At 71.8% G+C, this 11,639-nt stretch carries 7 protein-coding genes; 4 read left to right on the top strand and 3 right to left on the bottom strand.

What is annotated here, in order from left to right:
- Window positions 1–107 precede the first annotated feature (107 nt).
- Complete coding sequence (locus ACWGN5_RS40705) at window positions 108–1,730, bottom strand: PucR family transcriptional regulator (protein ID WP_453523741.1); 1,623 nt, start codon at window positions 1,728–1,730, stop codon at window positions 108–110.
- Between the two features lie 161 nt (window positions 1,731–1,891).
- Between ACWGN5_RS40705 and ACWGN5_RS40710 the strand changes: the two genes are divergently transcribed.
- Together ACWGN5_RS40710 and ACWGN5_RS40715 are read left to right on the top strand one after the other, a co-directional pair.
- Window positions 1,892–3,406, top strand: coding sequence for an APC family permease (locus ACWGN5_RS40710; RefSeq protein ID WP_453523744.1), 1,515 nt, complete (start codon window positions 1,892–1,894; stop codon window positions 3,404–3,406).
- Window positions 3,407–3,435: 29 nt separating this feature from the next.
- Window positions 3,436–5,070 (top strand): flavin monoamine oxidase family protein, encoded by a 1,635-nt coding sequence (locus ACWGN5_RS40715; protein WP_453523747.1) that lies wholly within the window; start codon window positions 3,436–3,438, stop codon window positions 5,068–5,070.
- Window positions 5,071–5,076: 6 nt separating this feature from the next.
- Here ACWGN5_RS40715 and ACWGN5_RS40720 read toward each other — a convergent pair whose 3' ends face one another.
- Both ACWGN5_RS40720 and ACWGN5_RS40725 read right to left on the bottom strand, forming a co-directional pair.
- On the bottom strand, window positions 5,077–6,459 hold the full coding sequence (locus ACWGN5_RS40720) for an FAD-binding oxidoreductase (RefSeq protein ID WP_453523750.1): 1,383 nt from the start codon (window positions 6,457–6,459) through the stop codon (window positions 5,077–5,079).
- Window positions 6,460–6,678: 219 nt separating this feature from the next.
- Window positions 6,679–8,481: a glycoside hydrolase family 15 protein gene (locus ACWGN5_RS40725; RefSeq protein WP_453523753.1), complete on the bottom strand. Its 1,803-nt coding sequence runs from the start codon at window positions 8,479–8,481 to the stop codon at window positions 6,679–6,681.
- 494 nt (window positions 8,482–8,975) lie between these two features.
- Here ACWGN5_RS40725 and ACWGN5_RS40730 point away from each other — a divergent pair, with 494 nt between their 5' ends.
- Together ACWGN5_RS40730 and ACWGN5_RS40735 are read left to right on the top strand one after the other, a co-directional pair.
- Complete coding sequence (locus ACWGN5_RS40730; RefSeq protein WP_453523762.1) at window positions 8,976–10,625, top strand: CTP synthase; 1,650 nt, start codon at window positions 8,976–8,978, stop codon at window positions 10,623–10,625.
- An 84-nt stretch (window positions 10,626–10,709) separates the two neighbouring features.
- On the top strand, window positions 10,710–11,336 hold the full coding sequence (locus tag ACWGN5_RS40735) for an NUDIX domain-containing protein (RefSeq protein WP_453523759.1): 627 nt from the start codon (window positions 10,710–10,712) through the stop codon (window positions 11,334–11,336).
- The last annotated feature ends 303 nt before the right edge of the window (window positions 11,337–11,639 follow it).

Here is an 11,639-nt window from a genome sequence, read left to right on the forward strand (position 1 = left end):
CGGAGGCGCCGCTGGGCGCGCCGTCCCGTGTGCCCACCCGTCCCGCCCCAGCGGGACGATTGCCCACACGGCGGTGGGCCGGGGCACCGCCCAGCACGGGCGCCCGGCTACGGTGTGTGGCGGCGGGCTCTGAGGGACAGGGAGAGGGCCAGGACCGTTTGGGGGTCGTCCAGGTCCGTGCCCAGGAGTTCCGAGATGCGGGCCAGCCGGTTGTAGAGCGTCTGCCGGTTGAGGTGCAGCTCCCGCGCCGTCTCCGCCTTGCGGCCCGCGTGCGCCAGGTACGTCTCCAGGGTGGGCAGCAGCGGCGGCCGGGACGTCTTGTCGTGGTCCCGCAGCGGGCCGATCGCCCGGTCCACGAAGGCCGCCAGGTCCGGGTGGTCGCGCAGGCGCCAGAGGAGGAGGTCGATGTCCAGGCGCCGGGCGTCGTACCAGGGGAGCTCCGAGAGGCCCTGCGCCGCCGTCGCCGTCTCCGCCGCGTGCCGCAGGCCCGCCGACGCGGCCGCCCAGCCGCCCGCCACGCCGACCACGACGACGGGAGGGTGCACCCCGGCGCGTTCCAGGCCCGCCCGTTCCACGCCCGCGCGCAGCGCCGCCGCGACCCGGTCCGCGACCGCCGTGCGTTCCGATTCCGAGCGCAGGCCGAGGAGCAGCGGGACGCGGCCCTCCACCGGGCGGACGCCCAGGAGGGCCGGGACGCCCACCGAGGACAGTTCCTCCAGGACCGCCCGGGCCAGCAGGGCCCAGTTGCCCGAGGGGGAGAGTTCCGAGGCCAGGCGCATGACCACGGGGAGCAGCGGGCCGTCGCCCGGCTTGAAGCCGAGGACCCTCGCCTGGGCCGGCGCGTCCTCCGCCGAGATGCGGCCCTCCGCCAGGTCCGTCAGGAAGTCGCCCCGGCCGCGTGCCGCCAGCTCCTCCTCCTGGCGGGCCTGCATGAGGACGACCGCGAGGAGGCCCGCCGCCCGCTCGGCCGCCATCCGGTGGACGGGGGAGAGGGCGCCGGAGACCGCGAGGAGGACCAGGCGGGCCCGTACCGAGCCCGTACCGGGGCCGCCGCCGGGGACGTCGACGAGGACCGTGCCGGTGGGCGGGCCGGACTCGCGGGCCGCGCGCTGGCCGCGCAGCCCGTCCCACACCTGCAGCGGGTCCGCCGGCCCGGACTCGGTGCCCGCCGCGTAGAGGAGCTGTCCGTCGGCGGTCTCAAGGAAGACCGGGTTGGCGGCGAAGTCGGAGAGGATGCGGAGCACCTGCGGCACCCCGCCGCCGCCGAGCAGCGCCTCGGTGCACTGCCGGTGGACCTCCTCGGCCTGCCGCTGGAGGGCGTAGTGGCCGTTGACGATCTCGGTGTGGATCTCCTCCGTGACGGCGACGAAGGGGACCTCGCGGTGCAGCTGGACGAGCGGCAGGCCGGCCGCCCGCGCGGTCTCCACTATCGTCGCCGGGAGGCGGGCGAAGCGCGGGCCGAGTTCGACGACGAGCGCCGCGATGCCCCGGTCGGCGAGCCGGCGGACGAAGGCGCGCTGTTCGGCCGGGCGGGTGCCCAGGCCGAGGCCCGTCGTGAGGAGCAGTTCGCCGCCCTTGAGCAGCGACGCGATGTTCGGCACCTCGCCCGCGTGCACCCAGCGCACCGTGCGGTGCAGCCGGTCCGCGCCGGCCACGACCTCCGGGAGCCCGCCGCGCAGTCCGGGGAGTTCGAGCGCCCGCTGCACGGTGATCCCGCCCTGATTGTCCATGGGGCCGGACGCTACCCGCGTCCGTGTTCCGGCGACATCACCTGACGGTTACGGGACCGGACAGTTCGTACACCAGGGCGACAACTCGTCGCCCCATGGCGGGAATTGTGCGACCGGATGTCGATTGTGGCCTACGTCACGCACGAGGATCCTCTCGGCCCATGGCAGAGAACCCCACCCCAGAGGTCCACCGGCTCAAGGCGAACTCGGTCGGACTCGTCGGCGTCGTCTTCATGGCCGTCGCCACCGCCGCCCCGATCACGGCGATGACCGGCAACCTCCCCATCGCCGTCGGCTTCGGCAACGGCACCGGCGCCCCCGCCGGATATCTCTTCGCGACGCTCGTCCTGACCGTCTTCTCGGTCGGCTACGTCGCCATGGCCAAGCGGATCACGGCCGCCGGCGCCTTCTACGGCTACATCTCGCACGGCCTGGGCCGGATCGCCGGCATGGCCTCCGGCATGCTCGCCGTCCTCGCGTACATCGTCTTCGAGGCCTCGATCGTCGGCGTCTTCGCCTACTTCGCCAAGACCACGGTCGCCGACCAGCTCGGCGTCGACGTGCCGTGGATCCTGTACGCGGCGGTCATGCTGGCCGTCACCGCCGTCCTGTCGTACTTCGACATCAACCTGACCGCCAAGGCGCTCGGCGTGATGCTGGTCGCGGAGATCGCCGTCCTCTTCGCGGTCGCCACCGCCGTCCTGATCGCGGGCGGCGGCCCCGACGGCATCCCCGTCGAGCCGATCAACCCGAAGAACGCCTTCACCGGCACCTCCGCCGGGCTCGGCCTCTTCTTCGCCTTCTGGTCCTGGGTCGGCTTCGAGTCGACCGCGATGTACGGCGAGGAGTCCCGCGACCCCAAGCGGGTCATCCCGCGCGCCACCCTGATCTCCGTCATCGGCGTCGGCCTCTTCTACATCTACGTCTCGTGGATGACGATCGCCGGCAACGGCCTCGCCGGCTCCGTGAAGCTGTCCTCCTCCGCGAGCCCCCTCGACCTGTTCTTCGCGCCCACCCAGTCCTTCATCGGCGCCTGGGCCGTCGACGCCTTCCAGTGGCTGCTGCTCACCGGCTCCTTCGCCTGCGGGATGGCCTTCCACCAGTGCGCCGCGCGCTATCTGTACGCCATCGGCCGCGAGGGCTTCCTGCACCCGGCGCTCGGCCGGACGCACGTCAAGCACGGCTCGCCGTACATCGCCTCGTTCGTGCAGAGCGTCATCGCCGTCGGCCTCGTCGCCGCGTTCTGGCTCACCGGCCAGGACCCGTACATCCACCTCTACACGCTGCTGGCGATCCTCGGCACGATGGCGATCCTCATCGTCCAGACGCTCTGCTCCTTCGCCGTCATCGGCTACTTCCGCAAGAACCACCCCGAGGACCGGCACTGGTTCAAGACCCTCACGGCCCCGCTCCTCGGCGGCATCGGCATGATCGCCGTCGTCGTGCTGCTGGTGATGAACATGGAGACCGCGGCCGGTCTCGCCGCCGACTCCCTCTTCTTCAAGGCGATCCCCTGGATCGTCGGCGCCGTCTTCTTCGGCGGCCTCGGCCTCGGCTTCTACCTCAAGGCCAAGCGGCCCGAGCGCTACGAGATCATCGGCCGGATCGTCCTGGAGGACGCCACCGAGCGCACCGACGAAGAAGCCCCCGTCCCCGCCTCCGCACCCCAGAGCTGAACCCGCCCTCACCCTCCAGGAGCGCCCCCATGGCACGCACCAACCCGATGCACCTCCTGAAGAACCTCGCCGCCGAGCACGCCGCCGCCCGCCGGCTGAACATCCCCGTCGACGAGCTGCGCGGCCTGAGAGCCGACGCCCTCGGACGGCGGTCCCTCCTCAAGTACGCCACCGCCGCCGGCATCGCCGTCGGCGTCGGATCGGCCGTGCCCGCCGCAGCCGCCACGCCCGCCCCGCCGGTCAAGAGCACCGCCCGGATCGCCGTCGTCGGCGCCGGGATCTCCGGCCTCACCGCCGCCCTCACCCTCCAGGACGCCGGACTGAGCCCGGTGCTCTACGAGGCCAACCCGTCCCGGGTCGGCGGCCGCATGTACACCCAGCGGGACCACTGGGCGTACGGCCAGACCTCCGAGATCGGCGGCGAGCTGATCGACACCAGCCACAAGAAGATCCTGGAGTTCTGTCGCCGCTTCGACCTCGCCGTCGAGGACTTCCTCGGCGGCGGACCCAACGGAGCCGAGGAAGTCCTCTGGTTCAACGGCACCTACTACCCGCGCGCCCAGGCCGACGAGGACTTCAACGCCGTCTACCAGGCCCTCCACCGCGACCTGCTCGACGCGGGCGAGGTGAAGTGGAACCAGACCACGCCCACCGGCACCGCCCTCGACAACATGTCGCTGTACGAGTGGATCGAGAGCAGGGTCCCCGGCGGGCACTCCTCACCGCTCGGGAAGTTCATCGACGTCGCCTACAACGTCGAGTACGGCGCCGACACCACCGCACAGTCCTCGCTCGCCCTCGTCCTGCTCATGGGCTACCAGACCAATCCCGGCAACTTCAACGTCTGGGGCCTGTCCAACGAGCGCTACCACGTCGTCGGCGGCAACGACCGGCTCCCGAACGCCATCGCCGGGGCCCTCGCCCCCGGCACCCTGCGGATGGGCTGGTCGCTGACCGCCGTACGGGCCAACGCCGACGGCACCCAGACGCTCACCTTCACCGAGGCGGGCGCCACCCGGACCGTCACCGCCGACCGCACGATCCTGTGCGTCCCGCTGCCGATCCTCCAGCAACTCGACCTCACCCAGGCCGGGTTCGACCCGCTCATGCGCAACCTGCTGCGGGACGCGCGGATGGGCTACTGCACCAAGCTCAACATGCAGTTCGGCACCCGGCCCTGGCGCGGCACCGGCCCCTGGCCCGGGGTCTCCGCCGGCGACTGCTTCACCGACTCGGAGGTGCAGCAGACCTGGGACACCACCAAGATCCAGGGCGGCACCGGCGGCATCCTCCTCCAGTACGGCGGCGGCAGCCTGGCCCGGAACCTGAACCCGGCCGGGCCGTTCTCCACCGAGTCCGACCCGTACGTACGGAACCTGGTCACCCGCCACCTGGCCGGCATCGACGCCTTCTTCCCCGGCACCTCCCGGGCGTACACCGGCCGCGCCCAGCTCTCCGCCTGGCACAAGAACCCCTACTCCCTGGGCGCGTACTCCTGCTGGCCCGTCGGCTACCTCCACCGGTACGCCGGGTACGAGGGCACCGCCCAGGGCAGGGTCCACATCGGCGGCGAGCACTGTTCGTACGACTTCCAGGGGTTCATGGAAGGCGGCGCGACCGAGGGCGCGCGCGCCGCCCAGGAGGTGATCACCGCGCTGCGATGAGCCGGATCAGCCGGCGGGGACGATGTTCTGGTTGAACCGGAACACGTTGTCGGGGTCGTACTGGGCCTTCACGGCGGCGAGCCGGCGGTAGTTCCTCTCCCCGAAGGAGGAGACGATCCGCTGCTCGCCCTCGTTGCCGACGAAGTTCAGATACGTCGCGTCGAGCGCCCACGGCCGCACGTCGGCCCGCACGTCGTGCACCCACTGCCTCGCCCGCTCGTCGTACGAGGGGTCCACCCAGGTCGCGAAGGGGTGCACGGCCCAGGGCGCGGTGCGCCACGGCTGCGGGTACTGGGAGGGCCCCGCGGCCACGGCCCCGCCCATCAGGAACAGCACGTGCTGGGTGGCCGTCTCCGCCGGGATCCCCGCGCCGCGGTCGCAGAAGACGTCCACGGCCTCGTCGGGGAACTCCCGCAGGTACTCGGCCGACCAGTAGTTCCGCAGCCCCGGCGGGTCGTCCATCATCGACTGCAGGTCCACGTACGGGATGTCCGTGACGATCTCCACCGCGGGCTTCAGCGCGAACAGCGGCCCCGCGAACTCGCGGAGCTCCTCGACCGGCCCTGCGTACGTGAACAGCGCCCCGCACATCAGCTTGCCGACCAGGTCCTCGGGTATGAATGGCTCCGGGGGCGCCGGCAGATAGATAGCGCCGCCACCCATCTCGTCGGGCGCGTTCAGGCCGAGGTCGCGGAAGGTGCGCACCACCTCGGGCGCGTTCTCCGGCAGGAAGAGCAGCATGACGAGGCTCATCCGCGGCAGCGCGTGCACCCGCAGCGTCAGCGAGGTCGCCACGCCGAAGTTGCCGCCGCCGCCGTGCAGCGCCCAGAACAGCTCCGGATTCTCCTCCGCGTCCGTGTGGACGTGCTTGCCCTCGGCGGTGATCAGGTCGGCGGCCAGCAGATTGTCGCTGGCGAGACCGAACTTCCGCTCCAGCCAACCCGATCCGCCGCCCAGCGTGAAGCCGCCGACGCCGGTGGTGGACACCCGGCCGCCGGTGGTCGCCACGTGGAACGGCTGGCACGCGTGGTCCATCTGGGCCATGGTCGCCCCGCCCTCGACCCGTACCGTCATGTCCTCCGGGTCCACGACGACACCGTGCATCCGGCGGAGATCGACGATCAGCGCGCCGTCGATCATGGAGGTCCCGGCGACGCTGTGTCCGCCGCCACGGACCGCGATCGGCAGGTCGGCCTCACGGCCGAACAGGATCGCGTTGGACACGTCGGCCTGGGTGGCGCACTGGGCGATCACCGACGGGCGCCGGTCGATCATGCCGTTGTGCAGGGCGCGGGACTCGTCATAGCCCGGATCGCCGGGTGTGATCACCTCGCCGGCCAGATCCTCGACCAGTCCGGCCAGGGCGCTCTCGGAGACATGGGGAGCCATGGGAGCCCCCCTTTCGTACGGGGGGACGGGACCTTCTCATCGTAGGTCCGGCCCCCTTGGGGCGCCCCTCAGCCTCCGTACGCGCCGGCCTCCGTACGCGGCGCAGGGCCGCCCGCACGCGTCGGCCTCCGTACGCGGCGCCGGGCCGCCCGCACGCGCCGGCCTCCGTACGCGGCGCCGGGCCGCCCGTACGGCCCGCCGGCCGCTCCGTACGCGCCGCTAGCCGCCGTACGCCCCGCTCGCCGTCAGCCGCAGCGCCGTGTCGATCAGCGGGACGTGGCTGAAGGCCTGCGGGAAGTTCCCCACCTGCCGCTGGAGCCGCGGGTCCCACTCCTCGGCGAGCAGCCCCAGGTCGTTGCGGAGTCCGAGCAGCTTCTCGAAGAGCGTCCGCGCCTCGTCGACCCGGCCGATCATCGCCAGGTCGTCCGCCAGCCAGAACGAACAGGCGAGGAACGCGCCCTCGTCGCCCTCCAGGCCGTCCACACCGGCCTCCTCACCGGCCGTCGGATAGCGCAGCACGAAGCCGTCCTCCGTGGACAGCTCGCGCTGGATCGCCTCGATCGTGCCGATGACCCGCTTGTCGTCCGGCGGCAGGAAGCCCATCTGCGGGATCAGCAGCAGCGAGGCGTCCAGCTCCTGCGAGCCGTACGACTGCGTGAAGGTGTTCCGCTCCTTGTCGTAGCCCTTCTCGCAGACGTCCCGGTGGATCTCGTCGCGCAGCTCGCGCCAGCGCTCCAGCGGGCCGTCGGCGTCCCCGGACTCGATCAGCTTGATCGTGCGGTCCACGGCCACCCAGGCCATCACCTTGGAGTGCACGAAGTGGCGGCGCGGGCCGCGGACCTCCCAGATGCCCTCGTCGGGCTGGTCCCAGTGCTTCTCCAGGTAGTTGATCAGCTTGATCTGGAGCAGGGAGGCGTAGTCGTTGCGGGACAGGCCCGTCATGTGCCCGAGGTGGAGGGCCTCGGTGACCTCGCCGTACACGTCCAGCTGGAGCTGGTTCGCGGCGCCGTTGCCGACCCGGACCGGGCCGGAGTTCTCGTAGCCGGGGAGCCAGTCGAGCTCCGCCTCGCCGAGCTCCCGCTCGCCCGCGATCCCGTACATGATCTGCAGGTTCTCCGGGTCGCCCGCGACGGCGCGCAGCAGCCAGTCCCGCCAGGCGCGGGCCTCCTCGCGGTAGCCGGTGCGGAGCATCGAGGAGAGGGTGATCGCCGCGTCCCGCAGCCAGGTGTAGCGGTAGTCCCAGTTCCGTACGCCGCCGATCTCCTCCGGCAGCGAGGTCGTCGGCGCGGCGACGATCCCGCCCGTCGGCGCGTACGTCAGCGCCTTCAGGGTGATCAGCGAACGGATCACGGCCTCCCGGTACGGGCCGTGGTAGGTGCAGTGCTCGACCCACTCGCGCCAGAAGTCGGCGGTCGCCTCCAGCGAGCCCTCCGGGTCCGGCAGCGCCGGCGGCTCCTTGTGCGAGGGCTGCCAGGAGATCGTGAAGGTGATCCGCTCCCCGGGCGTGACCGTGAACTCGGAGTACGTCGTCAGGTCCTTGCCGTGCGTCTCCACGTCGGCGTCCAGCCACACCGAGTCGGGCCCGGCGACCGCGACCGTGCGCTCCCCGACCTTGTGCACCCACGGCACGATCCGGCCGTAGCTGAACCGCATCCGCAGCGAGGAACGCATCCGCACCCGGCCCGAGACGCCCTCGACGATCCGGATCAGCTGCGGCGCGCCGTCACGCGGCGGCATGAAGTCGGTCACCCGGACCGTGCCGCGCGGCGTGTCCCACTCGGACTCCAGGATCAGCGAGTCGCCCACGTAGCGGCGCCGGTCGGCCGGGGCCGGCTCGGCGTCCGCGGGACCCGCCGGGCTCACCCGCCAGAATCCGTGCTCCTCGGTGCCGAGCAGCCCGGCGAAGACGGCGTGCGAGTCGAAGCGGGGGAGACACAGCCAGTCGACACTGCCGTCCCGGCAGACCAGGGCGGCGGTCTGCATGTCTCCGATGAGTGCGTAATCCTCGATGCGCCCGGCCACGTGCTTCACTCCAGTCGTACGGCCACGTCCGCCCCCGAGGGGGCGCTTGCTGCTGATGTGCGTGATGTCTGTGCGATGTCGGCAAGGCCAGTGTGCGGGACGAACCGGTCTGCTCGACGGGACGAGCGGGCCTGCTCGACGGGACGGGCCTGCCTGAGCGGCGGGCGACGCCGGCCTCCTCTGCGGGCGGTGTCCGAGCAGAATACGTGCCACCCCGGCGAGCGTAGTGATCACACGGGCCGCGCGCTGCTCCACCCGGGTGAGCTGCGCCTTCCCCCGGCTCCGGCCGCCGCGTCGCCGTCCGTGAACACCCGACTGCCGCGTGTGGCCGGAAGCGGTCTCCCGATGTCGCTGATACCCTGGTACCCCGTGGACCGGTGGGAAACGGCGACAGCCGAGGACCCCGAAACCGCAGCGACGGCACCCCCCGATTCTTCCGGAGGGGACGCCGGTACGCACCTCCAGAACGCGACCACGGGAGCCCCCTCTTGGCGATGCCGCCCAACACCACGACGACCAAGCACATCTTCGTCACCGGGGGTGTCGCCTCCTCCCTCGGCAAGGGCCTGACCGCCTCCAGCCTGGGTGCGCTCCTCAAGGCCCGCGGACTGCGGGTCACGATGCAGAAGCTCGACCCGTACCTGAACGTCGACCCGGGCACGATGAACCCCTTCCAGCACGGTGAGGTGTTCGTCACCAACGACGGCGCCGAGACCGACCTGGACATCGGCCACTACGAGCGCTTCCTCGACGTCGACCTCGACGGCTCGGCCAACGTCACCACCGGCCAGGTCTACTCGCAGGTCATCGCCAAGGAGCGGCGCGGCGAGTACCTCGGCGACACCGTGCAGGTGATCCCGCACATCACGAACGAGATCAAGTCCCGGATCCGCCGCATGGCGACCGACGACGTCGACGTCGTCATCACCGAGGTCGGCGGCACGGTCGGCGACATCGAGTCGCTGCCGTTCCTGGAGACCGTCCGCCAGGTCCGCCACGAGGTCGGCCGCGACAACGTCTTCGTCGTGCACATCTCGCTGCTGCCCTACATCGGCCCGTCCGGCGAGCTGAAGACCAAGCCGACCCAGCACTCGGTCGCCGCCCTGCGCAACATCGGCATCCAGCCCGACGCGATCGTGCTGCGCGCCGACCGCGAGGTCCCGACCGCCATCAAGCGCAAGATCTCGCTGATGTGCGACGTCGACGAGGCCGCGGTCGTCGCCGCGATCGACGCCAAGTCGATCTACGACATCCCGAAGGTCCTGCACACCGAGGGCCTGGACGCCTACGTCGTCCGCAAGCTCGACCTGCCCTTCCGTGACGTGGACTGGACCGTCTGGGAGGACCTCCTGGACCGCGTCCACAACCCGGAGCACGAGGTCACGGTCGCGCTCGTCGGCAAGTACATCGACCTGCCCGACGCCTACCTGTCGGTCACCGAGGCCATGCGCGCCGGCGGCTTCGCCAACAAGGCGCGGGTCAAGGTCAAGTGGGTCACCTCCGACGACTGCAAGACCCCGGCCGGCGCCGCCAAGCAGCTCGGCGACGTCGACGGCATCCTCATCCCCGGCGGCTTCGGCGACCGCGGTGTGTCCGGCAAGGTCGGCGCGATCCAGTACGCCCGCGAGAACAAGGTGCCGCTGCTCGGCATCTGCCTCGGCCTGCAGTGCATCGTGATCGAGGCCGCCCGGAACCTGGCCGACATCCCCGAGGCCAACTCCACCGAGTTCGACCCGGCCACCGCGCACCCCGTCGTCTCCACGATGGAGGAGCAGCTGGCCTACGTCGAGGGCGCCGGCGACCTGGGCGGAACGATGCGCCTGGGCCTCTACCCGGCGAAGCTCGCCGAGGGCTCGGTCGTCCGCGAGGCCTACAGCGACGAGCCGTACGTCGAGGAGCGCCACCGTCACCGCTACGAGGTGAACAACGCGTACCGCGCGGAGCTGGAGAAGAAGGCCGGCCTGGTCTTCTCCGGCACCTCCCCTGACAACAAGCTCGTCGAGTTCGTCGAGTACCCGAAGGAGATCCACCCCTACCTGGTCGCCACCCAGGCGCACCCGGAGCTGAAGTCCCGCCCGACCCGCCCGCACCCGCTCTTCGCGGGCCTGGTGAAGGCGGCCGTGGAGCGCAAGACGGCGAAGTAGTACGGCGTAACGTTGCCGGGGTGCGGGTCCCTTCGCGGGACCGGCACCCCGGTTTTTGTACGTGGTCATGTGGGAGGACGACTGATGCAGGTGCAGGACACCCCGGAGGAGTGGCGGGTCGTCGCCACCACCACCCCCTTCACGGGCAAGAAGACGAGTGTCCGCACGGACGACGTGGTCATGCCGGACGGTTCCGTCGCCCGCCGCGACTACCAGGTCCACCCCGGCTCCGTCGCCGTCCTCGCCCTCGACGAGCAGGACCGCGTGCTCGTCCTCCGGCAGTACCGGCACCCCGTGCGGCAGAAGCTCTGGGAGATCCCGGCCGGGCTCCTCGACGTGCCCGGCGAGAACCCGCTGCACGCCGCCCAGCGCGAGCTGTACGAGGAGGCGCACGTCAAGGCGGGGGACTGGCGGGTCCTGACCGACCTCTACACCTCGCCCGGCGGCTCCGACGAGGCCGTACGGATCTTCCTGGCGCGGGACCTCGCGGAGGCGGAGGGCGCGCGGTACGAGGTCGCCGACGAGGAGGCCGACATGGAGCTGGCGCGGGTGCCGCTGGGGGAGCTGGTGCGGGGGGTGCTTTCGGGATCGCTGCACAACACGTGCCTGGTGGCGGGGGTGCTGGCGGTGGCGGCGGCGTCGTCGGGTGACGGCCTGGACGCGCTGCGGCCCGCGTCCGCGCCGTGGCCGGCCCGCCCGTTCGAGGCGTAACGCGCCGGCCCGCCGCGTGGGCCCGCGCCCGGCTGGGCGTCGCCCGGGCCCACCCGCCGTGGGGGCAATCGTCCCGCTGGGGCGGGACGGGTGGGCACACGGGACGGCGCCCTCCAGCGGCGCCTCCGCGTTCCGGGCCTGGACCCGCACCACCAGTGCACTGCGCACGGGGTGCGGGTTCAGGCGCGGGAGCCTCTGGCGCCGGCAGGGGCGCCGTTCCGTTGTGCCCACCCGTTCCGCCCCAGCGGAACGATTGCCCACAACGGCGGGGCGCCGGCCCACAACGGGGGTGGTGTGAAGATC

Source organism: Streptomyces sp. NPDC055815 (assembly GCF_053616475.1).

Bases quoted from the DNA above. Each gene is read 5' to 3' on its own strand.
- ACWGN5_RS40730 (WP_453523762.1), top strand. From the start codon at position 8,976: ATGCCGCCCAACACCACGACGACCAAGCACATCTTCGTCACCGGGGGT.
- ACWGN5_RS40715 (WP_453523747.1), top strand. From the start codon at position 3,436: ATGGCACGCACCAACCCGATGCACCTCCTGAAGAACCTCGCCGCCGAG.
- ACWGN5_RS40735 (WP_453523759.1), top strand. From the start codon at position 10,710: ATGCAGGTGCAGGACACCCCGGAGGAGTGGCGGGTCGTCGCCACCACC.
- ACWGN5_RS40705 (WP_453523741.1), bottom strand. From the start codon at position 1,730: ATGGACAATCAGGGCGGGATCACCGTGCAGCGGGCGCTCGAACTCCCC.
- ACWGN5_RS40720 (WP_453523750.1), bottom strand. From the start codon at position 6,459: ATGGCTCCCCATGTCTCCGAGAGCGCCCTGGCCGGACTGGTCGAGGAT.
- ACWGN5_RS40710 (WP_453523744.1), top strand. From the start codon at position 1,892: ATGGCAGAGAACCCCACCCCAGAGGTCCACCGGCTCAAGGCGAACTCG.